Origin of the sequence: Gordonia sp. CPCC 205333 (assembly GCF_048537885.1) — a bacterium.
Classification (GTDB): Bacteria; Actinomycetota; Actinomycetes; order Mycobacteriales; family Mycobacteriaceae; genus Gordonia.
This window is the reverse complement of record NZ_JBCLVI010000004.1, coordinates 155,796-177,776: the sequence shown is the minus strand read 5'-3', so window position 1 is coordinate 177,776 and position 21,981 is coordinate 155,796. Positions and strand designations below refer to the sequence as shown.

24 protein-coding genes are annotated in these 21,981 nt (G+C 62.8%); 13 read left to right on the top strand and 11 right to left on the bottom strand.

All coding sequences use genetic code 11. The features are described 5' to 3' along the window. Nucleotides 1-41: 41 nt before the first annotated feature. From AAFP29_RS15330 to AAFP29_RS15315, 4 genes are all read left to right on the top strand, one after another. Nucleotides 42-446, top strand: a complete 405-nt coding sequence (locus AAFP29_RS15330; RefSeq protein WP_419218259.1) for a cytidine deaminase — start codon at nt 42-44, stop codon at nt 444-446. Further along, the gene (locus AAFP29_RS15325; RefSeq protein ID WP_419218258.1) at nt 443-1,735 is read left to right on the top strand and encodes a thymidine phosphorylase; all 1,293 of its coding nucleotides are present in this window, start codon (nt 443-445) and stop codon (nt 1,733-1,735) included. The genes AAFP29_RS15330 and AAFP29_RS15325 overlap by 4 nt, the downstream gene beginning before the upstream one ends. Nucleotides 1,736-1,771: 36 nt before the next feature. Further along, a complete protein-coding gene (locus AAFP29_RS15320) occupies nt 1,772-2,344 on the top strand; it encodes a deaminase (RefSeq protein ID WP_419218257.1) in 573 nt (190 codons plus the stop codon). A gap of 96 nt (nt 2,345-2,440) precedes the next feature. Next, on the top strand, nt 2,441-3,553 hold the full coding sequence (locus AAFP29_RS15315) for an adenosine deaminase (RefSeq protein ID WP_419218744.1): 1,113 nt from the start codon (nt 2,441-2,443) through the stop codon (nt 3,551-3,553). Here AAFP29_RS15315 and AAFP29_RS15310 read toward each other — a convergent pair. Both AAFP29_RS15310 and AAFP29_RS15305 read right to left on the bottom strand, forming a co-directional pair. Further along, nucleotides 3,522-5,207, bottom strand: a complete 1,686-nt coding sequence (locus AAFP29_RS15310; RefSeq protein ID WP_419218256.1) for a thiamine pyrophosphate-binding protein — start codon at nt 5,205-5,207, stop codon at nt 3,522-3,524. The two genes, AAFP29_RS15315 and AAFP29_RS15310, sit on opposite strands and share 32 nt — an antisense overlap. 109 nt (nt 5,208-5,316) lie before the next feature. Then, a complete protein-coding gene (locus AAFP29_RS15305; RefSeq protein WP_419218255.1) occupies nt 5,317-6,582 on the bottom strand; it encodes a primosomal protein in 1,266 nt (421 codons plus the stop codon). 39 nt (nt 6,583-6,621) lie between these two features. Here AAFP29_RS15305 and AAFP29_RS15300 point away from each other — a divergent pair, with 39 nt between their 5' ends. The 4 genes from AAFP29_RS15300 (at nt 6,622) to AAFP29_RS15285 (ending at nt 10,297) form a co-directional block, all read left to right on the top strand. Beyond that, a complete protein-coding gene (locus tag AAFP29_RS15300) occupies nt 6,622-6,825 on the top strand; it encodes a hypothetical protein (RefSeq protein ID WP_419218254.1) in 204 nt (67 codons plus the stop codon). A 292-nt stretch (nt 6,826-7,117) separates the two neighbouring features. Then, entirely contained in the window at nt 7,118-7,684 is a 567-nt protein-coding gene (sigK, locus tag AAFP29_RS15295) for an ECF RNA polymerase sigma factor SigK (protein ID WP_419218253.1), read from the top strand. Nucleotide 7,685: 1 nt separating this feature from the next. Further along, entirely contained in the window at nt 7,686-8,411 is a 726-nt protein-coding gene (locus AAFP29_RS15290; protein ID WP_419218252.1) for an anti-sigma factor, read from the top strand. A 179-nt stretch (nt 8,412-8,590) separates the two neighbouring features. Continuing rightward, on the top strand, nt 8,591-10,297 hold the full coding sequence (locus tag AAFP29_RS15285) for a cytochrome c biogenesis protein DipZ (protein WP_419218251.1): 1,707 nt from the start codon (nt 8,591-8,593) through the stop codon (nt 10,295-10,297). A 4-nt stretch (nt 10,298-10,301) separates the two neighbouring features. Here AAFP29_RS15285 and upp read toward each other — a convergent pair whose 3' ends face one another. Further along, nucleotides 10,302-10,925, bottom strand: coding sequence for a uracil phosphoribosyltransferase (gene upp / locus AAFP29_RS15280; RefSeq protein ID WP_419218250.1), 624 nt, complete (start codon nt 10,923-10,925; stop codon nt 10,302-10,304). Nucleotides 10,926-10,972: 47 nt separating this feature from the next. After that, nucleotides 10,973-11,317 (bottom strand): hypothetical protein, encoded by a 345-nt coding sequence (locus tag AAFP29_RS15275; protein WP_419218249.1) that lies wholly within the window; start codon nt 11,315-11,317, stop codon nt 10,973-10,975. Nucleotides 11,318-11,402: 85 nt separating this feature from the next. On the opposite strand from AAFP29_RS15275, the gene AAFP29_RS15270 reads away from it, so the two are divergent. Together AAFP29_RS15270 and AAFP29_RS15265 are read left to right on the top strand one after the other, a co-directional pair. Beyond that, entirely contained in the window at nt 11,403-11,705 is a 303-nt protein-coding gene (locus tag AAFP29_RS15270; protein ID WP_419218248.1) for a type VII secretion target, read from the top strand. Further along, complete coding sequence (locus AAFP29_RS15265; RefSeq protein WP_419218247.1) at nt 11,705-12,649, top strand: C40 family peptidase; 945 nt, start codon at nt 11,705-11,707, stop codon at nt 12,647-12,649. Before AAFP29_RS15270 ends, AAFP29_RS15265 begins: the two co-directional genes overlap by 1 nt. 19 nt (nt 12,650-12,668) lie before the next feature. Here the strand turns inward: AAFP29_RS15265 and AAFP29_RS15260 are convergent, their stop codons facing one another. From AAFP29_RS15260 to AAFP29_RS15245, 4 genes are read right to left on the bottom strand one after another with little or no spacing between them, the layout of a single operon-like run. Continuing rightward, nucleotides 12,669-13,445 (bottom strand): ABC transporter ATP-binding protein, encoded by a 777-nt coding sequence (locus AAFP29_RS15260; RefSeq protein ID WP_419218246.1) that lies wholly within the window; start codon nt 13,443-13,445, stop codon nt 12,669-12,671. 22 nt (nt 13,446-13,467) lie between these two features. After that, nucleotides 13,468-14,079, bottom strand: a complete 612-nt coding sequence (locus AAFP29_RS15255) for a hypothetical protein (RefSeq protein ID WP_419218245.1) — start codon at nt 14,077-14,079, stop codon at nt 13,468-13,470. A gap of 21 nt (nt 14,080-14,100) precedes the next feature. Beyond that, nucleotides 14,101-15,816: a phospho-sugar mutase gene (locus AAFP29_RS15250; protein ID WP_419218244.1), complete on the bottom strand. Its 1,716-nt coding sequence runs from the start codon at nt 15,814-15,816 to the stop codon at nt 14,101-14,103. Next, nucleotides 15,737-16,540 carry a purine-nucleoside phosphorylase gene (locus AAFP29_RS15245; protein WP_419218243.1) on the bottom strand — a complete coding sequence of 268 codons (804 nt, stop codon included), beginning with the start codon at nt 16,538-16,540 and terminating at the stop codon, nt 15,737-15,739. Before AAFP29_RS15245 ends, AAFP29_RS15250 begins: the two co-directional genes overlap by 80 nt. Before the next feature lie 125 nt (nt 16,541-16,665). On the opposite strand from AAFP29_RS15245, the gene AAFP29_RS15240 reads away from it, so the two are divergent. Both AAFP29_RS15240 and AAFP29_RS15235 read left to right on the top strand, forming a co-directional pair. Continuing rightward, on the top strand, nt 16,666-17,370 hold the full coding sequence (locus AAFP29_RS15240) for an enoyl-CoA hydratase/isomerase family protein (protein WP_419218743.1): 705 nt from the start codon (nt 16,666-16,668) through the stop codon (nt 17,368-17,370). A 13-nt stretch (nt 17,371-17,383) separates the two neighbouring features. Continuing rightward, nucleotides 17,384-18,559 carry an amidohydrolase gene (locus AAFP29_RS15235; protein WP_419218242.1) on the top strand — a complete coding sequence of 392 codons (1,176 nt, stop codon included), beginning with the start codon at nt 17,384-17,386 and terminating at the stop codon, nt 18,557-18,559. Nucleotides 18,560-18,862: 303 nt separating this feature from the next. Here the strand turns inward: AAFP29_RS15235 and AAFP29_RS15230 are convergent, their stop codons facing one another. Next, a complete protein-coding gene (locus tag AAFP29_RS15230; RefSeq protein ID WP_419218241.1) occupies nt 18,863-20,266 on the bottom strand; it encodes an NAD(P)H-quinone dehydrogenase in 1,404 nt (467 codons plus the stop codon). A 138-nt stretch (nt 20,267-20,404) separates the two neighbouring features. Between AAFP29_RS15230 and AAFP29_RS15225 the strand changes: the two genes are divergently transcribed. Continuing rightward, nucleotides 20,405-20,884 (top strand): gamma-glutamylcyclotransferase, encoded by a 480-nt coding sequence (locus tag AAFP29_RS15225; protein WP_419218240.1) that lies wholly within the window; start codon nt 20,405-20,407, stop codon nt 20,882-20,884. Nucleotides 20,885-20,900: 16 nt separating this feature from the next. Here AAFP29_RS15225 and AAFP29_RS15220 read toward each other — a convergent pair whose 3' ends face one another. Together AAFP29_RS15220 and AAFP29_RS15215 are read right to left on the bottom strand one after the other, a co-directional pair. Continuing rightward, nucleotides 20,901-21,515, bottom strand: a complete 615-nt coding sequence (locus AAFP29_RS15220; RefSeq protein WP_419218239.1) for a DUF3558 family protein — start codon at nt 21,513-21,515, stop codon at nt 20,901-20,903. Next, on the bottom strand, nt 21,512-21,946 hold the full coding sequence (locus AAFP29_RS15215) for a hypothetical protein (protein ID WP_419218238.1): 435 nt from the start codon (nt 21,944-21,946) through the stop codon (nt 21,512-21,514). Before AAFP29_RS15215 ends, AAFP29_RS15220 begins: the two co-directional genes overlap by 4 nt. Nucleotides 21,947-21,981 lie beyond the last annotated feature (35 nt).

Genomic DNA, 21,981 nt, shown 5'->3' with positions numbered 1-21,981 from the left:
CAGGCGAGATTCGCTAGATAAGGCTCCGCGAGAGGACGTCGGTGACATCGCAAGTCGATTGGGATATGTTGCGTGACAAGGCAATTACTGCCATGCGTAACGCTTACGCACCATACTCGAGCTTCCCCGTCGGGGCCGCGGCACTAGTCGATGATGGACGTTTAGTCCACGGATGCAATGTGGAAAATGTCTCATACGGACTAGGAGTCTGTGCCGAGGTGACACTCGCCGGAAACCTTGCGGTTACCGGGGGTGGGCGACTAGTCGCGGTGTCGGTGTGCGACTCGCGAGGGGAATTGCTGATGCCCTGCGGCCGGTGCCGGCAAGTGTTGCTCGAACACGGCGGCGTCGAGCTGCTGGTTGCTTCGCCCGCAGGGCCGCGCCGACTCGGTGACCTACTGCCCGACGCCTTCGGGCCGCAGGACCTGTCCGGAGGTCGGTTATGACCCTCGATGCCGTGTCGATCATCGCCGCCAAACGCGACGGCGCGGCACTCAGCGATGAGCAGATCGACTATGCGGTCGCGTCGTACACCGCTGGTGACATCGCCGAGGAACAGATGTCGGCGTTGCTGATGGCGATCGTCTGGCGTGGGATGACGCGACGCGAGATCGCGAGGTGGACCGCGGCCATGATCGCGACCGGCACGCGTCTGGACTTCTCCGAGATTCGCCGCAACGGTCGTCGACTGACGACTGTCGACAAACATTCAACCGGTGGCGTCGGGGACAAGATCACCTTGCCGCTTGGCCCGCTCGTCGCGTCGTATGGAGTTGCGGTACCGCAGTTGTCGGGGCGCGGGCTCGGTCACACTGGCGGCACGCTGGACAAGCTGGAGTCGATCGCCGGCTGGCGCGCGGATTTGACCGTCGAGGAGATGACGCGGCAGCTCGCCGATGTCGGGGCAGTAGTGTGCGCGGCTGGCGCCGATCTCGCGCCGGCCGATCGGAAGATCTACGCGCTGCGCGATGTGACGGGAACCGTCGAATCCATTCCGCTGATCGCCAGCAGCATCATGAGCAAGAAGATCGCCGAGGGAACCGCGGCACTCGTCCTCGATGTGAAGGTTGGGTCAGGCGCGTTCATGAAGAATCTCGACGATGCCGCCGAGTTGGCACGCACGATGGTCGAATTGGGAGCTGATGCCGGCGTTGCCACCACCGCTCTGCTCACCGATATGAATACGCCGCTGGGACGGACTGCGGGCAACGCCCTGGAAGTCGCCGAGTCGCTCGAGGTACTAGCCGGTGGTGGCCCCGACGACGTCGTCGAACTGACAATGGCGCTGGCGCAGGAGATGCTCTCCTCGGCTGGCGTTTCCGACGTCGACCCAGCAGAGAATTTGCGCAATGGTCGGGCGATGGATACCTGGCGGGCGATGATCGCGGGGCAGGGTGGCGACCCCTATGCGGCGTTGCCGGTCGCCTCGGATCGCGACGCCGTCGTGGCATCCGCCGACGGTAGGGTGAGTCGCCTCGACGCGATGGCCGTTGGTCGTGCGGCGTGGTTGCTCGGCGCAGGTCGGGCCGCGCCAGGGCACCCGGTCCAGGCCGAGGCCGGCGTGCAATGGCATGTGGGGCTGGGGGATCAAGTGCGTGCGGGTGATCGGTTGTTCACGCTGCATACCCAGACTCCTGAGCGATTCGATACGGCGCGTGCGGCTTTGGTTGGAGCGGTCGAGGTAAGCGACGTTGCTGTTCAGGTGCCGCAGCGGATACTGGGCAGGATTACCTGACGAGCGAACTCAACGCCTCGCCCTTAGTCTGGGCCGATGGTTGACACGCTGGTATCCAGACTCCTCGAGGTCATCGAGTCCGACGTCCTTCCGCTGACCGAAGACGGCGTCGCGACTGGCAACAAAGTGTTTGGTGCGGCGCTGATTCGAAAGTCGGATCTCTCGCTAGTCCTCGCCGGAACCAATGACGAGACGTCGAATCCCCTGTGGCACGGTGAGGTTCACACCCTCAAGCAGTTTTACGAATTGCCACAACGGCCGCCGACGTCGGAGCTGATCTTCCTGTCGACCCACGAGCCCTGCTCGATGTGCATGTCGGCGATCACGTGGGCGGGTTTCGACAATTTCTACTACTTCTTCAGCCATGAGGATTCCCGGGATGCTTTCGCGATTCCGCATGATCTCAAGATTCTCAACGAGGTTTTCGGGTTGCCCGTCGGTGGCTATCGACGAAGCAACGCGTTCTGGACGGCGTATTCGATTCCCGCACTGGTCGATTCGGCGGACACCGAATTGGTGAGCAGGGTTCAACGAATACGCGACAGTTACGCGAGTCTGTCCCAGGACTATCAGGAGTCCAAGGGCGGCAACGACATTCCGTTGGACTGATCGTGCGAGGTAATTCATCCCGGCGTCGGCCAGCGTTATTGCGTTCGCTCAGTGTCAGACGCTGCATCGGCAGCCGATCTTTGGCAGGCTGAGTTGATGATCACGTCACTCGATCCCGCGAAATTGGCACTCGCCCCCAAAGTGGTGCTCCACGATCATCTCGACGGCGGGTTGCGGCCACAGACCGTGATCGATCTGGCCGAGGAAGTTGGCTATGACAAACTGCCCTCCACTGAGGTCGATGAGCTGGGACGATGGTTTGCCGAAGCCGCCAACAGCGGGTCGCTGGAGACCTATTTGGAAACGTTCGCCCACACCGTCGCGGTGATGCAGACGCCGTCGGCGCTGCGCCGAGTGGCGCGCGAATGCGTCGCAGATCTGGCCGAAGACGGCGTGGTGTACGCAGAGGTGCGCTATGCGCCCGAATTGCATACCGAACGCGATCTGACCCTTGACGAGGTCGTTGAAGCTGTCATGGCGGGATTCGCTGATGGTGAGGAGGACGCCGTGCGGCGGGGGAAGCCGATCATCGTGCGCTGCCTGGTAACCGCAATGCGTCACGCCGCGCGGTCGCGTGAAATCGCCGAGTTGGCAGTCCGGTACCGCCACCAGGGTGTCGTCGGATTCGACATCGCCGGAGCTGAGGCGGGGTATCCACCCACCCGGCATCTCGACGCGTTCGACTATATGCGGGCCAACAACGCGCACTTCACGATTCACGCCGGAGAGGCATTCGGCTTGCCGTCGATCCACGAGGCGATCGGTTTTTGCGGAACAGACCGGCTGGGGCACGGCGTTCGTGTCATCGACGACATCAGGTTGCCCGAAGGTGCCGCACCCGACGATCAGTCGTTCGATGGTGCGATACTGGGCGATGTCGCGAACTATGTGCGAGACAAGCGAATTCCGCTGGAGCTGTGCCCGAGCTCCAATGTGCAGACTGGCGCTGTCGCCGATCTGGCATCCCACCCATTCAATATTCTGGCCCGACTTCGGTTTCGAGTCACCGTCAACACCGACAACCGGCTAATGTCCGACACCACGATGAGCAACGAATTTCGCTGTCTGGCAGAGCAATTCGGTTACGGGTGGAGCGATTTCCAACGGTTTACGGTGAATGCCATGAAGTCGGCGTTCATCCCATTCGACGAGCGACTAGCGTTGATCGACGATGTAATCAAGCCGGGGTACGCGGTACTGCTGGGCTAACATCGCCTGCGTCAGCATCGGGTATTAACGGTGCGAACGGCGGGATTTCGTCGGGGTCGCATTCCACACAGATGAATGCTGGACCGTCGACGTCGGCAAGTTCGGCGAGCGCTCGGGAAAGTGCGTCGACCGTCTGAACCGTCCACGCGTTCATGGTGGGGAACATCGTCGCGATCGCATCGCCGATATTGGCGGGGGAGAAGCGGTTGAAGCTGTAATCGGCGTCGAAGTAGGCCTGCTCACGCGTGACGCACATCGCGTGTGCGTTGTTGTTGAAGACAATGAAGGTCACCGGTACGTGGTATTCGACCGCGGTATGCATTTCCAAACCGTGCATGTAGAACGCGCCATCGCCGGCCAAAACATATGTTCGTCGGTTCCGGGCCAAGGCGCTGCCGATGCCTGCGCCGAAGGTGTAGCCCATCCCTCCCATCCCCAGTGCCACCACGAATCGTCCGTCGCGTGGCACAGCCAGATAGTGCACCGCCGCAGCTCCAGTGTTGCCGGCGTCGGCGAAAATTCCGTCGCCAGCCTGGAGTCGAGCGCTGATCGCCGCCATCGCCGGTTGGTAGCGCACTCCGGGACCATTCCCGCGAGGCACATCTAGGTTGCCTACCCGCGACAATTCCGGCACCGGTGGTCTACGTGTCACCTTGTCCGCCAACCAGTTCAGCGATTCGCTGAGATCTCCGCCGATACTGGCATCAGCGGAGACGAAGGGTCGACCCTCGCCGATATACAGGATGCGGGTGCTTGCGAGTGCGTTGTCGAGGCCAGCACGTTCGGTCATCGTTAGTGGCGAGCCGATAACGAGGCATACCGCGGCGTCGGCGACGACACCCGCGATGCCTCGATGTCCCATCACTCCGCATACGCCAACATAAAGCGGATGTGACTGGGGGAAAGCATCTTTCGCATCTGGAGCTACGATCACACCGGCTGCTAGGACCTCGGCGAGTCGCAGAAGTGCGTCGCGAGCGTCCGTTCTGGCGACACCGGCACCGACGAGTATCACCGCCGGTCCGTCTGTCGATGACATCAGGTCGAGCGCCGCACCTCGGTTCGGCGACTCGACAACGTCGGCAGGAGGCTTGGTTCGTGGTGCCGCTGGATGGTCGGCTATCAGGGCGGTTTGCTGAATATCTTTGGGCAACAGCAGTGTTGCCGGTCCGCCCGAAAGTGCTGCGTCGATCGCCTGCTCGAGCAGGCGTGGCACGTCCTGAGCCGACCGAGCCTTTGCGCACCAGCGGGAAACGTGCCCGAACAGCTGGGTGGCATCGAGCGTTCCGGCGCGACCGCTGGTGTCTTGAAACGCGCCGCTCCCTTCGAGCGTGCTTGGCGGCTGGCCGACGAGGGCGAGTACGGGAACACGGGAATCGTAGGATTCCCCGAGTGCTGCAACAAGATTCAATGCCCCGCCGCCGGACGTCGCGACCACGACCCCAAGCCGATTCGTCGTCCGAGCGTACCCGTCCGCCATCGTGGCCGCGCCGAACTCATGCTTGGCGACAACCCCGATCAGCCTGGGCCCGAACCGATCAATCGCGTCGTATATGTCCTCGATATTCGCGCCGCCCACGCCGAAGATGTGGCTGGTGCCGCTGGACGCGATGCGCCCGACCACATAATCAGCCACTCGCCGGGTTCTACTCATTGGACCGGTTCATCGCACACGATCCGAAGGCTAATCCGCAAACTCGGCCGGGGCAATAGATCGGCCACGAATCTTCGCTGCGCTGTGGTCTTCCCGGCTGCGGGTCGGGCTAGCCCTTCTTCGACAACCGATCTTCGAAGTCGTGGACGGCCGCGCGGAATTCCTCAGCTTCGTTGTCGAACGGGCCCGAGGGTGCCAGCCGCTTCGGATCCGGGTTGATCGCGTAATCGACGAACCAGCCAAGCGGACTGGTCGAGGCGAATGCTTCGCCAACAGTGTCATCGCCGGCGTAATCCGCTGCATCGGTGAGCAATTCGACCGCAAGCTCCAACTGGTTGCTGTCGATGCGACGTGGACCGTCGAGGATGTCCTCGGCCAAACCGGGCAGCACGTAGACGTTGTCGTCGGTGACGTCGTATTCGATCGCCCCATCCGTCGCGGCAACCTTGACGTCGTCGAAGGTCGAAACCTTGGCGAGGTCGTGCGAGTCGGCGTTCGCGAGGAATCGTGTCAGCGCCCGCTCAGCCGAGAAGACGTAGATGGCGCCGCCACTGCCGAGGAACACCGGCTCATCACCGAGATAGCAACGCAGAGACAGATACTCGCCGTCGCCGGTGACGATGCGGATCGGGTCGATGCCCACATTGGCCCAGAAGTCGTCTTCGTCGATCTCATCGTCGTCGGGCTCGTCGTCCTCATCGTCTTCGCCCTCGTCCTCGGACTCGCCGACGGCGTCGATATCGTCGTCCGCCGGCTCGTCTTCTTCCTCAGCCGGCACCGCGGCTTCGAGTTCAGCCTCAGCTATTGCGACGATGTCTGCTGGAACGTCGGGTGAGGACGTCACGTCGTCGAGCGCATCGACAACGTCATCCCAGTGTTTGGCGATGAGTCGACCGATGCGTACCCACAGATCCAAACCTTCGCGGCCGTCGAAGTTCCGGGTCCCGGTGGTGACAGCTCCCAGGATCGGGTTGCCGTTGAAGAATTTGGTGATCACAGTCAACTCGCATACCTCGCCGAGGATGCGGACGATCTCCAGCGCGTCTTCGAGTTCGGCGATGACCGTGGGTTGCGGGTCTTCGGCTGCCAGCTCGGGTACGCCTACCAAGTCGTAGCTATGACGCTCGTCGGGGACCAATTCATCGGCCTGCAATTCGACGACTGTCGGCCACGCTGGATGCTCGACCAGATCGTTGTCATCGTTGGATCGGATGAACGCCACCAGTTCGGCTACACCGGGGAAGGTGTACAGATCTTCGTCGAGTCCGAGGAATGCCTCCCACTCGTCGTCGCCTTCCCTCCAGCGCGGTGCCCAAAGGGTGAACGAGTTGCCGTCGGTCAGTCCAAGTTCGATCGGGACGATATCGCCTGCCATGGGCACAAAGCCTAACGATCTTTGCTGAACGTTGCCGCAGTGCCCCTGCCTCCGGGTGTGTACTCACCGCCGAGCGTGGGTCCGCTGGGCTACGGGGTCATGCGGTCACCCGACGCCGGGGTGCTCATCGGCGGCATCATCGCACTCGTCGACGGTGGCGTCATCTGCTCGCTCATCTGCGGTGACATTCCGCCTGACATCGGCGGACTCATCGGTGCGGTGGACATCGGCGCGGTCATCTGACCCGACATCGGCGTCGTGGACGAGGGCGTCGAATCGGACTCCGAATCGTCGCAGGCACCGAGTAGCAACGCGCCAGCTGCTGCGGCTGTCGCTACGGCCAGTGGGAGCAGAGCGGTGCGGCTGAGTGAGCGAGACATGTGAGTCCTTTCAATCGGGGGCGGGCGCCAGCTGGGCCCTAACTGTGATTCGGTGCCGCCGGAATCGTGGATTGGTCTCGATTCGCCGACCAATCCTCGGCGTCCGCGGTGTCGAAGTACATAGGGTGAGGACGACCTTCAACAGTGGAGAATGCGTGAGTCTTGAACGGACCGACGATCCGGTGAGCGAGCATGGCGTTCTGCTGCTTGCTGTCGGTCGCGGGGATCGAGGTTCATTCGACCGCCTCTTCGACGCTCTGGCGCCACAGACCTTCGGATTGGCGCAGCGGGTGGTGGCAAGCGCGGCGCGCGCGGAGGAGGTCGTCCAGGAGACGTGGCTGCAGGTCTGGCGCAACGCCGATCAGTTCGACCCGGATCGGGGCAGCGCTGCGGCCTGGATTCTGACGATGACGCGACGTCGGGCTATCGACGCGGTACGACATGATCAGGCGGCGATCCACCGTGATGTGGCCTACCACGCGCAGCAGGCGCCGGATTACGACCGGGTCAGTGAGGCCGTGGTGGCCTCGGATGAATCACAGCGGGTTCGGCGCTGTCTCGACGGTTTGACGGACTTGCAGCGTGAGGCAATCGATCTGGCGTATTACGGCGGCCTGACCTACGTGGAGGTGGCTAGTTCGCTGGAGTGCAATCCGGCGACGGTCAAGACGCGAATCCGAGACGGATTGCGGCGACTGCGTGCGTGTTTGGGAGGTGTGTGACATGAGGGCCGATCATGCGGATTTCGCGGGGACCGCTGAACTCTATGTCGTCGATGGGTTGCCTGACGACGAACGGACGGCATTCGAGCGGCATGTGCGTTCGTGTCCGATCTGCGCCGATGACGTCGCCGCTCTGAGCGAAACTGTTGCGGCCCTTTCGCTTCCGGGTGCGGAACTGCCTGGCGGGGTGCGGCAGCGGGTGATGGCAGCAGTTGATGCCGAGGGCGGCGACAATGTCGCGGGAGGTGTGGTCGACCTGGCCGCACGACGTCGTCGCACGCAGATCTTGCTCGCCGCCGCATGTGCGGTGGTGGTCGCACTTGGTGCCGCCGTGGTGATGTGGCGAGTGAACGACACGTCGGCTTCGCAGCCGCCGATCGCGAATCCGCCGATGGTGCAATCGGTGCTGTCCGCTCCGGATATGACGAAGGCGTCGGATTCGCTTGAGCAGGGAACGGTCGCGGCCATGTATGCGCCGTCGCGGCGGGCGACCGTGGTGGCAACCGAGGGATTGCCGGCCATCCCGTCGACCATGATGTACCAGGTGTGGATCACGGTGGGCGGCAAGAAGAAGAGTGCGGGGATGGTTCCCGGTGGGCGACCCGAGAAGTCGATGGTGGTGATGACCGACATGGAACGGCCGATCACGGTTGGCCTATCGATCGAGCCCGCGTCGGGGTCGTCGCAGCCGACGTCGCCGATGGTTGTCGATTTCCCGGTGTCATAAGACGGCGCGACATCTGGAAGCTGCGACGTGGGACCGTGCAGGGGCCAGGTCCCCTCGCTGTACCTCATCACCCGGAGAAACGAGCTGGCTTAACCAATCCGGGAACCCGGCCGCGCCGAATCATCGGTGAGAGCGTCGAAGCGCAGGTGCGCGACGCCTAAACTGTAAGGAGTTGGCGCGTGGTCACTTTGGCGCTGTTGGGTCTGATCAGTGGGCTGATTACCGGGGTTTCGCCATGTGTGTTGCCGATGATTCCGATTGTCTTCGTTGCGGGCGGAGCGGGCGAGGAGCGGAAGGCCACTGCGCGGTCCACGTGGCATCGGCCGCTGTTGATCATCTTCGGAATAGTGATCAGTTTTGGGACGATCGCCTTGGTGGGCACCCTGGTGCTCTCGTTGCTCGGCCTGCCGACGGGGCTGTTGAGGTGGGCCGGCATCGTGTTGCTGGCACTCGTAGGGGTGAGCCTCATCGTGCCGCAGGTGGCGCATCTACTCGAGAAGCCGTTCGCGAAGTTGCCGTCGTGGACCCCTGGACGCAGCGACGGGGTCTTCGGCCCGCTTCTCTTGGGGCTGGGCCTGGGCACTCTCTACGTGCCGTGCGCGGGGCCGGTACTCGCCGCGATCTCTATCGCTGGAGCGACTGCGGAGATCGGTTGGCAGACAGTGGTATTGACAATATCGTTCGCTCTGGGGGCCGCAATTCCGCTGGCGTTCTTCGCGTTGGCGGGGGCGTCGATGACATCGCGGCTGGGTGCGTATCGCAAGCGGCAGAAAGCTTTTCGGATCGGAGGCGGTGTGATCCTGGTGGTGATGGCCGTCGCGATCGCCGCGAATCTTCCGGCGACCCTGCAGCGCCTGGTACCCAGTTACACCAGTGGCGTCGAGCGGGTGATCGCGCGACAGGACGCGGTAACCAACGCGTTGCGGCCGGCCGGCTCGGCCGGTTTGCGAACCGACGTGTGCGCTGAGGCGTCCGGAAGACTCGCCGATTGCGGCGCGGCGCCGGAATTTCGGGGCGGCGCGCAATGGTTCAACACCGACGGTCGGGCGCTGACGGTGGCCGGTTTACGCGGCAAAGTGGTACTCGTCGACTTCTGGACCTATTCGTGTATCAACTGCCAGCGTGACGCTCCATATGTGAAGAAGTGGTACGACGCCTATCGCTCGGCAGGTCTGGTGGTTGTCGGAGTACACACTCCCGAGTTCGCGTTCGAGCGTGACGCTGGCAACGTCGGACATGCAGTTCAGGACGAGGGAATTGGGTATCCGGTGGTGCAGGACAACGACTTTGCGGTCTGGAACGCGTACCGAAATCTCTACTGGCCGGCTAAATACCTTGTCGACGGCACGGGCAATGTTCGGGCGACGGCATTCGGCGAGGGCAACTATGCGAATACCGAGGCCAATATTCGGGCCCTGCTGCGTCAAGCGAATCCGTCGGTGACGCTGCACGCCGCGGTAACCGGCGGTGTCGACACCTCATCATCGGCCCCGACGACGCCGGAGATCTATCTCGGCGCCGCACGCGGGGCCGCGTCCTATCGGGGGACCGGAGACCTGACGGTCGGAAGAGGAAAGACGTTCATGCTCAACGCGATACAGCCGATCGACACGTTCAGTGTCGGTGGCCGTTTCGATGTCGCGGACGAGTCGATCACCGCGGTGTCCGAGGCCAGCGTGCGGGTGAACACTCGTGCCGCCAAAGTTTTTACCGTGTTGTCGGGGACGGGAACCTTACGCGTTCATTCGGTGGGTATGGCGGACAAGGAGATCGGCGTATCGGGCACACCGAGGTTGTACACATTGGTCGATGCTCAATCGGCGCAGCGGGTGCTCGACATCCGCTACAGTCCGGGAATCTCGGTGTACACGTTCACTTTTGGCTGAGGAACTACCTCGGTCCGAACTGCCGGTCGCCGGCATCACCCAAGCCCGGCACGATGTAGTTGGCCTCGTCGAGGCGATCATCGATCGCGGTGATGACCAGCCGCACCGGCAACCCCGATTCCTCTAATGCCCTGACACCGACGGGCGCGCCGACGACGCATACGGCGGTGATGTCCCTCGCTCCGCGTTCGACGAGCAGATTCAGGGTGTACAACATCGAGCCGCCGGTCGCGAGCATCGGATCGAGAACGAAGACGGGCTGATCGGAGAGATCTTCGGGAAGTGATGCCAAGTAGGGCACCGGCTGGGCCGTCGATTCATCGCGGGCGATACCGACGAAGCCGACCTGAGCTTCGGGCACCATCGCATGTGCCTGATCGACCATGCCCAGTCCGGCGCGCAGCACCGGGACGAGTAGTGGTGGACAGTTCAGTCGAACGCCGGTAAACGGGACCAACGGGGTTTCGATTCGATGGTCGTCGGTCGGCCAGCCCCGCAACGCTTCATAAATGAGTATTTGAGTCAGATCGTCGAGGGCGCCACGGAATGCGGCGTTGTCGGTGTTCTTGTCGCGCAACGTGGTCAAACGAGCGAGCGCAAGCGGATGGTCGACGGTCGTGATCTGCATGCAGACAGTATGTCGGGTGTGTGCTGCCGTGTCGTTCGTCGGGGGCGTCAGAAGTTCGACATGGATTCGGCGAACGGAATCAAGACGAAAATGACGAAGGTGCTGGCCAGAGTTACGCCAACGGGTATACCGAGCACAAAGCCGGGTAGGCGCTTGCGGCGGATCAGCAGCGCGATCAACGCGCCGACAGCGACGACCGAGAGCGTAGCGCAGGCGGCGATCGCGACACCGGTGCTCAGATAACTGAGCACCCCGGCGCCCATCAGCGTGCCGAACCACCCGACGATGCCGCAGCCAACCGACTCCAGGGCGTATCCAAGGACACCGAGCGTCCGGGCGGCGGAGCGCGTGCCCCTGGCCTGCGGAGCGAATTCTCCAACGCTGCGATTCACGATAACGACGATACCGTGCGCGAACCGACATTCATCTCGTCCGAATTGAGTGGAACCGAATGCGCACCGAGCGCGTCCAATCCACATGGCCCTTCACACCGAATCCACCGCAGTAGCCGACTTCGCCCGCGGGCAACAGTTCGCAGCCACCCGGCTCTCCAGTACCGCAGCCTCTGCTCGTTCCGACGTTTCTTCCCTGGTGGGGACCTTCGGCTTGATCGGAGCGGACTTCCTCGCCGCAGTCGCCTACGTCGTCGGAAATCATGCCAATCGGATGGAATCGAGTGCAGCGCGCTACCAGTCGCTGTCGACGACGTCGACCGAGGCCAATCAGCGCTACACCTCGACCGACGACACGGCAAAGCGGGGACTGGAGGTGCGGGTCTGATGCTTACCGCCGACATTCTGATCATGCCGCTAAAGATCATGGCAGCCGCGTTGGGAACTGGTGTGCTCCCCGCCGATGGCCCCCTCACCCAACTCCGAATGAGTTCGACGGCGCTTGATGACGCCCGGGTCAAATCCGCAACGGCATCGAAAAAGGTTGCCACACAATGGAGGGGGAGTGGCGGCGATGCAGCGCAGGTTGCAGTCAGGGCCACGCAACAGAAGGCGATCGTGCTCAATGCCGACACGAAGACCGTTGTGTCGACCATTGAATCGGCAAGCACGAAGGTGAAACACGCGGCTGACGAGGTTAACGCGCTGATCGATTCATTCGGGCGCTGTGCAACTGCGCTCGGGCCAACCCTTTTCACCGTCGCCGGAGTTGCCGCGCTATTGCCAGTCGCCGCGGACCATTTGGGCCGCGGTCTGGCTGTAGTGACCCGCACGCAGAACGTGTTGCGGGTCGACACGGCCACCTTGCTCAAATCCGTCCGACATGAAGCACCGGCCACGACGAAGGTCGGCGGCAAAGCACGTGATGTGGTCGACGGTAAGGGAATCGCGATCACCTTGCCTGACGGATCAACCGCGTACGCGCCGAATGCGCGTGCGGCCAAAGCGGTGCGTGCTGCCCTCAGCCAGCGTGGCGTGCGGTACTCGTGGGGTGGAACCACGCCTAACGGATTCGACTGCAGCGGCCTAACGCAGTGGGCGTATAGGCAAGCGGGACTTGAGCTTCCGCGTCTCGCGCAAGATCAAGACACCGCTGGCTTCCGGGTGGCGCAGTCGCAATTGAGGCCAGGTGATCTCGCGGTCTGGGATGGGCATGTCGCGATGTACATCGGAAATTCTCAGATGGTTGAGGCCGGTGACCCGGTGCAGGTATCGCCGTTGCGCACGACCAACCTCAATCAGGGCTTCCAAGGGTTCTACCGGCCGAGATAGGCCAGTTACGCGCGAGCTGTCAGGCAGTCGCCGACCATCGTCCGCTTATCCGGCGGACCACAACGTCGTGATCGAAACATTTGCTGATCGTGTCGGTGGTCAACGCGTCATCGACCGGGCCCGACGCCACTGTCTCGCCGTCAGCCAGTAGAAGCGCATGGGTTGTCGATGCGGGCAAGTCCTCCAGGTGATGAGTCACCAGCACCGTCGCCAACTCGTCCTGTTGGCTCCGCAGCAGGTCGATGCTCGTCAGCAGGCGTTCGCGTGCGGCGAGGTCGAGGCCGGTCGCGGGTTCATCGAGCAACAGCAATTTGGGCCGCGGCATCAATGCGCGGGCGATGAGGGTACGGCCGCGTTCTCCCTGGCTCATGAACTGCCACAATGCTTCTCGTCTCGATGACATTCCCAGCAGGTCGAGCAGTTCATCGGCACGGGCATGTTCGGCCGGGGAGTAGTCGTGGCGTTGATCGAGTTCTGGGGTGTTGGTCAGGCCGGTCAGCACGATATCGTGTGCGGTCATCGGGATGTCGATACGCCAGCGCGGATCGACATGCCCGATATGTGTGCGCAACTCACGCATGTCGATCTTGCCGAGGCGTTCGCCGAGGACGTCGACGGACCCGTGGGTCGGATGTAGCCGGGCCCCCAGAATCGCCATCAGCGTGGACTTGCCGGCGCCATTCGGGCCGAGCAGCGCCCAGTGTTCGCCAGCCGCGACCGACATGCTCACCTCGCGTAGCAAGTAGCGCTTGGAACGTACGACGTCGATGTCAACGGCATTGAGCAACAGAGTCATTCCATCAACAGTAGGACAACGCTCAATCGGACCAATAGGCGATCATCGGTTCGGAGTTGAGCACCGTCCCACCTCTGGCGATGATCAGCGAGTCTGGGCCGATGACATACGAGTAGCCGTCGTTGGTCGCGGTAAAAGTGCTGCCACTGCGTACCGGAAAGTCGATCTCGACGGATTTTCCGTCGGCGGTTCCCTTATAGTAGAGGCCAGCCGAGCCGCCTACCTGGCAGATCACCACCCGAGAGCGATCGGTCAACCCGATAGCCACAGCGGGATCCTTCGACGAGTTACATCGCGGACCGTCGGTGAATCCTTGCCAATCGGTACCGGCCACGGTGGGGTTGCTGTGAGTGGTTGGCGTGGTGGGAAGCGTTGGTGGTGTGCGGGGGACGATGCTGGTCACGATCGAGCCATCGGGCCTGGACACGGTTGTGGTCGATGACGTCGCGGCAGGTGAAGACTCCGACTCGGGGATCAGAATCAGGGCTCCGAGCACCCCCGCGACCACCAGCAGCACCCCGGCGGCAACGGCCATCAGCACGATCGGTGACCGCCACGGTGAACGCGGCGGTTCGGGTGGCTGCCCGGACGAATGCGGCCCCGACGGCTGATAGGTGCCCCCTGGGTAGGTCATTCGTGTCCTCCTTGGGGCGAATCAGTCGGCGAGCAATTCGGTCAATGCGATAGCGGTCAAGTCGGCCGCACGTTGGTTAACGTCGTCGAGCGACTGATTATCACCGTATCCGGTGACGTGCACAATCGTTTCGACGTAGTACTTGATCTTCGGTTCGGTACCTGACGGTCGAACCATCACCCGCAGTCGCACATCGTCGGCCTCGCCGGTGAGCGCGACGGCGTCGGTGCGCAACTCGTCGTCGCGCAAAGCGTAGTCCTCGAACCGCACATCAATCCCCGCGACTCGCTCCGGCGGATTCGACCGCAGATCGCTCATGACGGCGTCGAACTCAGCTGGACCCGACAGCCTGCGCGACCGAGCCGACGTGTGATGCGCCCCGTGTTCCCGGTACAACTCGTCGAGCATCGAGAGGAGATCAACACCGAGCGTTTTGCGTTGTCGGGCAATAGCACTCAGTACTACTGCGGCGCTGATACCGTCCTTGTCGCGTACCGCATCGGGGTCTACGCAGTGTCCGATCGCCTCTTCGAAGGCGTAGCGGAGGGCGGGAATCTCGGGATCGTCGTCCGCTCGTGACAGCCATTTGAACCCGGTCAGCGTACGGACTGACCGCGCGCCAGCCGATTGCGCGATCTTCGCCGCGAGCGTTCCCGAAACAATACTGCTGGCAACGGTTTTCGGACCGAATGTCGAGTTCGCCAGCAGATACGCGCACAGTAGTGCTCCGGTCTCGTCGCCGCTGAGCATCCGCCAACCGTCAGTCGCTGGCACCCCGACGGCGACCCGGTCCGCGTCAGGGTCGAGGGCGAGCGCGATGTCAGCCCCGACGGTCGCAGCGGTGGCAAGCAGTTCACTCGCCGCCCCTGGCTCTTCCGGATTGGGAAAGGGGACCGTGGGAAAGTCGGGATCGGGTGTGAATTGAGATTCGACGAGGTGGATGTCGGTGAATCCCGCGCCAGCCAGCGCGTCGACCGCGATACTCCCGCCGACACCGTGCATCGGCGTCAACGCGATACGCAGGGGTGTCTCGTGCGCGCCGATTGGCAATCCGGACAGCCTGGCAAGATAGTCGACGCGGATGCGACGAGCCCGCTCGTCTGGCAGAATCCGTAGTCGTGCAACATCTTTGGCCGCTAGGGGTTCAGCCATGAGCTGCTCGATTTCGATATCGTCTGGCCCGACGATCTGCCGACCACCACGCGTATAGAGCTTGTAGCCGTTGTCGGCGGCCGGATTATGCGATGCCGTGATCTGTATCCCAGCGACTGCGTCGAGACTACGGGTGGCGAACGCTACCAACGGTGTCGGCGCCGGATCGGGCAGGGCGACGACATCGAATCCTTGTGCGGCAAGGACTTCGGTGGCCGTAGCGAAGAATTCGGCCGAACCATGCCGAGCATCGCGGCCGACGACGACGGTACCGCCCGCATGTCCGTGGCTGCTAAGCCAGATGCCGACCGCGCGCGTGGCTAGCGTTACCGTCGCCACGTTCATGCCGTTCGGTCCGGCGCGGACGACTCCTCGAAGACCGGCGGTCCCGAAACGCATTGTGTCGCTGAATCTTTCACTCAGTTCCAGGGGATCAGCCAGCACCGCTTCGAGTTCCGCGCGTGTCGTGGGATTGGGGTCGGCATCGATCCACGCCCGGACCGAATCAGAACTGGGTGATGATGTCACGGAGCAGTTCACCGAGCCGTGCGGCTGAGTCTTGCCCTGCGGCAAGGACTTCCGCATGATTGAGGGATTTTCCGGTGATCCCCGCAGCCGAGTTGGTCACTAGCGATACACCGAGTACTTCCATCCCCGCGGCGCGCGCCGCGATCGTCTCGTGCACGGTCGACATGCCGACCAAGTCGGCGCCGACGGTCGCCAGCATCCGGATCTCGGCGGGAGTCTCGTAATGCGGACCAGGTAAACCCGCGTACACGCCCTCGGGCAGCGTCGAATCGACAGCGCGGGCCAACTTGCGTAGTCGAGACGAATACGCGTCCACCAAATCGACGAACTGGGCACCGATGAGCGGTGACCGGCCGGTGAGATTCAGGTGGTCACTGATCAGAACCGGTTGACCCACGCCATAGTCGGGGTTGATACCGCCGGCCGCGTTGGTCAACACGATTGTCCGGGCACCCGTCGCCGCAGCGGTGCGTATCGGATGTACGACTCGCGACAGATGGTGACCTTCGTATGCGTGGGTGCGGCCCACGAGCAGCAATACCCGCTGATCGCCGACCCGGACCGATACGACGGTGCCACTGTGCCCAGCCGCCTGTGGCGGCGCGAATCCGGGAAGTTGGGACATCGATACGCTGGCCACGGGAGTTCCGAATGCCCCGATGGCCTCGGCCCATCCGGATCCAAGTACAACGGCGACGTCGTGGGTGGGTGAGTCTGTCTCGGCAGCGATAGCGGCCGCGGCAGCGCGGGAGGCCGCATCGGCGTCGACGGTGGGGTCCATAGCAAGGATGTTAAGTGATGAGCCCCGAGGCGACTGGCGTAGACGTGGTGAGCCGGGCAGAGTCAGGTATCTACGTGCATCCCCTGGTCATCCCGCCGGTCGTGATTACGACTAAGGTCAGCTACATGCCATTTTTGCGCGAATCTGACGACGTGTACGAGCTCTACCTCGGCACCGAGGGCGTTGAACTCGACGAAACCAACCCGGAGAACCGTTTTCACCCGGACTGGATCGTGACGGTCGGTGGATTGCTCGACGAAGTGGCGGCTGGCGCGTCGGATAAGAAGGCGCTGGTGATCACTGCGACCGGAAAGTTCTTCACCAACGGCCTGGACACCGACTGGATCTTTGGAAACGCGGACAAACTCCCGGCCTACCTCGACTCTGTGCATGCCCTGTACGTCAAGGTCCTGACTCTGCCGGTGCCGACGGTCGCCGCAGCGAACGGGCACGCGTTCGGTGCCGGAGCAATGCTCCTGGAGTGTGCCGACTACCGGTTGATGCGCACCGAGCGGGGTTTCTGGTCGTTGCCGGAGGCCCAACTCAATATGCCCTTCACCCGAGGCATGGCGGCGTTGCTGCGCACCCGTCTGCGTGATGAAACAGCCACCGAGGCAATGTTGACGAGCCGACGCTACGGTGCGGATGACGCCCTCGCCGCGGGCATCGTGGATGAAATTGTCGATGCCGACGCACTGGTCGAGCGGGCCCGCGCCGTAGCCACAGAGCGTCTGCCACTCTCGGGAGCCAACCTGGGAGTCGTCAAGGCCGGATTGCGTCAGCCGCTACTCGCCGACCTCAATACCGCGACGCCGGCGTCGTTGTTCTAAAGGATTTCGGCCCATGACGGACGTGACGTCGCGCAGCGGACAGGAAATCATCGATGCGTGGCTGGCCGCGCATACCAACGACCTCCTCGGGTGGCGTCGCGACTTTCACGCGCACCCCGAATTGTCGCGGCAGGAAGTGGTCACCACCGACAAGGTGATGGCGGCATTGACCGCAATCGGATTGTCGCCGCAGCGGTTGCCGCTGGGAACCGGTGTGGTGTGCGACCTGGGACCCGAAGGCCCCGGCCGCATCGCCCTGCGCGCCGACATGGATGCGTTGCCGATACCCGAACACACCGGACTTCGGTTCCGCTCGCAAGTCGATGGCGTCTCACACGCGTGCGGCCACGACGCGCATACTGCGATTCTGCTCGGCGTCGGGCATCTCCTGGCGCAGGCCGGGCAGTTGCCCGTCGGCGTGCGACTCATCTTCCAGGCCGCTGAGGAAGTGATGCCCGGCGGTGCTCTCGACGCCATCGAAGCCGGCGTGATGAGTGGCGTACGGGAAATCTTTGCGCTGCACTGCGATCCACGATTGCCGGTCGGATCGGTCGGTTTGCGTACTGGCGCGCTGACGTCGGCTGCCGATCACGTTGACCTGACGCTGCATTCGCCGGGCGGCCATACCTCGCGGCCGCATCTCACCGGTGATCTGGTCTACGCGATGGGCACCGTCATCACCGGACTCCCCGGCATTTTGTCGCGTCGGGTCGATCCGCGGTCGGGCACGATCATGGTGTGGGGAGCTGCGAATGCGGGCAACGCGCCCAACGCGATTCCGCAGGAGGGGCGGCTCAAAGGGACCGTTCGGACCGGCACTCACGACGTGTGGACCGAGTTGGAACCGTTGGTGCGCAGCATTATCGGCGAATTGTTGGGGCCGTTGAAAGTCAGCTACGACCTCTCCTATTTCCGTGGCGTGCCGCCAGTGGTCAACGACGCCGATGCGGTCGCCGAACTGGCTCACAGTGTTAGCGCCTGCGGCCCCGCCGCAGTAGCTGATACCCCGCAATCGCCTGGCGGAGAAGACTTTTCGTGGTATCTGGAACACGCACCGGGCGCGATGGGGCGGCTGGGAGTGTGGGACGGCTTCGGACCACAAGTCGATCTGCATTCGCCGAACTTCGATATCGACGAGCGTGCGCTCAGCGTTGGTGTTCGGGCGTTGGCCGGCCTAATCCTGGGATAGACACGATCGCAAGGTGCGGTGGGTGCGGTTGCGTTTCGGGTTGCGAGGTCTCGATACACCTCGTCGCTAGCGCTCCTCGGCACTCGACCAGCGGGAATGTGCTGGCGTTCCTCGGGACTTGACCGGCGGGAATGTGCTGGCGTTCCTCGGCACTTGACGGGCGGGAAATGTGCTGGCGTTTCTCGGTACTCGACGGGCGTATAGCCGCTGGTCGAGTGCCCGGCGAGGCGTTAGCCGAGCCGGGTGTATCGAGACCTCGAACGACGAAATGCCAACTTACGCAAGAACTAACAGACCGCGTACCTAGTCCAGATCGTCGTGGCGTACCAACTGCCGCGCGGCCTCGATCACCGACCCCGACAGGGACGGATAGACCGACAGTGTTTGTGCCAGATCGCTCACCGTCAGCTTGTTTTGCACCGCCAGCGCGATCGGCAGGATCAGCTCCGACGCCGTCGGCGCCACCACCACCCCGCCGATAACCACTCCGGTCGCCGGACGGCAGAAGATCTTGACGAAGCCGCGACGCAGGCCGCTCATCTTTGCTCGCGGATTGGTCGAGAGTGGCAACATCACCGTGCGCGCCGGGTACTCACCCGAGTCGATCGCGGTCTGGGATACGCCAACGGTAGCGATTTCCGGTCGCGTAAAGATCGCTGATGCAACGGTTTTCAGCTTGATCGGGGTGACGCCCTCGCCGAGTGCGTGATACATGGCGATACGGCCCTGCATCGCGGCAACCGACGCCAGCGGAAACAGCCCGGTACAGTCGCCGGCCGCGTAGATGCCCGGCACCGACGTGCGCGACACCCGATCCACAGTGATGTAGCCGCCCTTGTCGACCGCTACGCCCGCACCTTCGAGACCCAATGAGCCGGTGTTGGGTACCGACCCGACTGTCATCAGGACATGCGAACCGCTGACCGTGCGACCGTCAGCCAGATGGACCGTGGCACCGTCCGCGGTGCGGTCCACTCGGTCGGCGCGAGCATGTTTGACCAACTCGACGCCGCGTTCGGCCAACGCGTCCTCGAGGACCAGTGCGGCATCTTCATCTTCACCAGGCAGCACCCGATCGCGGCTGGAGACCATGGTCACCTTGACGCCGAGTTCGGTGTACGCGTGGACGAACTCCGCGCCGGTGACACCCGACCCCACCACGACGAGGTGTTCGGGGAGTTCGGTGAGGTCGTAGAGCTGGCGCCACGTCAGGATGCGCTCGCCGTCGGGCTGCGCGTCGGGCAGGATTCGCGGCCGCGCTCCGGTAGCGAGCAGTACGACGTCGGCTTCCAGACGCTCTTCACCACCATCGGCTGTCTTCGCGACGACCGTGTGAGTAGAAACACCAACCTGAGTGTCTGCGAGTTCGCCGACACCGGACACCAGCTTGATGCCCTCGCTTACAAGCCGAGAACGAATGTCGGCCGACTGGGCGAAGGCCAAATCGCGTACACGCTGATGGACCTGCGGCAGGCTGACCAGCGCATCGTCGGGGTGGAGGTTGATTCCGAGGTCAACCGCACGACGAACTTCGGTGCGAATTCCGGTTGAGGCGATGAAAGTCTTCGATGGCACGCAGTCGTAGAGCACGCAGGCACCGCCGATGCCATCGGCATCTATCAACGTGATGTCGGCGCCGTACGCGGCGGCGGCCAACGCAGCTTCATAACCTGCGGGTCCACCACCAATGATCACGATCTTGGTCATCGTTTTATCTTCTCCTGCCCAGAGGTTGCCCAGCACAAGTGTCGTCAGCGTGGATGTTCGCTGCCGGATATCAACCTAATGGGTTGCGGGCCACCCCACCACTTCCACAGCCCTCGGGGAGTGTTCTAGGCTTTCGCAGTGCCGATATATGCCGCCTACGGGTCCAACATGCATCCCGAGCAGATGGCCGAACGTGCTCCGCACTCGCCGATGGCGGGTACCGGTTGGCTGCACGGTTGGCGTCTGACCTTCGCCGGCGGTGACATCGGCTGGGAAGGATCCCTCGCCACCGTCACCGAAGATCGCATCGACGCCGACGCGAAAGTCTTCGTGGTTCTCTACGACGTCACCACCGAGGACGAGGACAACCTCGACCGCTGGGAAGGATCCGAACTAGGCATCCACCGTAAGGTTCGGGCGCGTGTTCACACCGCCAACGGGCCGGTCCTCGCATGGCTGTACGTGATGGACGCGTTCGAGGGTGGACTGCCGTCTGCTCGATATCTCGGTGTGATGGCCGAGGCGGCCGAAATAGCCGGTGCCCCAGCCGACTACGTGCAAGACCTGAGGTTACGAGAGGCGCGTAACGTGGGGCCGGGACCGGGTCCAGTCGAATAACGATCGGGTTCGTCGCCTATCGCGGCATCCCGCCAATGGTGGCTTTGGTGAAAGCTATTGCGCGGTCACAGATTTCGTCTATGGGTGGGGATTTGGGCGAAGCGTACTGGACGATAGTTGTGACAATTGCTCTCTCGGACTGGACATGAGTGCTGCATGTATCAGCTGTGAACTCGCTTATTCCGACGTGTCGTCCATTTACCGTCACGTCTTCTCTCCACTTGCTGTCCTTTTGAGTGATCTTGTAGTGATCGAGATCTGGGGCATTGCCGACTATCTGGCTTACGGTCCAGCCAACCTGGTCTGTGTATCGCCAGTCGCAGCCTCGTGCTGTCTGACCGTCCACCAGGGCCGCGTCTTTCATGGCTTTCGGGTCGACGCCTATTGAAAGTGCTGCCTCGTCGCTTAGGCCCAGACACGGTTCGTAGCTAGTGCCATCGTTTCCGGAGTTTCTACGATGTGGAAAGGTCGGCTGCCCGGACCCCCACGTCGACGGAACGGATATGTCACGCGATGTCGAAGTAGGTAAGCCAGAGCTTGAGGTTGGAAAGCCAGTTCCACTTCCGCATCCCGCCACCAGAATTGTCAGGGCTGCACCCGCAAACGTAGCCGCGATCGGACGACTGATCATGTTGAAACGATTAGGTTGGCCTGATTTGCGTTATCAGTGGCAGACAAAGCTGAACGGGCACGCATGGACGTTGCTGCGAGTTGTTCGAGGTCGCAGATGTGCAGTCCGAGGGTCCTTGCCCACCCGGACTCATGCTTGAGAGATTCTCGCAGGGCGTCGTAGACTGCGGCTCCCTCGAGGCATCCTGCACCAAAGTAGTTGTGCTGCAGCACCTTTGCGATGGTGAGTTTGCACTCCCTCAACTCTTCCGCTGCCCAGCTCGCTACTTCCGCCCGCGCTCGCCATGCCTGCTCTTCCATCTGGACGATGGTGATGCCTTGGGTCGCCACCCCGTTCTTGTCGGCATCGGCCGTCCGCGGCGTCGTGACCTGGGGTAATGGACCGTTCTTGCCTAGCGGCACATAATCGCCGGGATTGGGTTGTGGTGTCACTGCGCCTCCCTTGCTTCGTGACATCGACTTTGGGT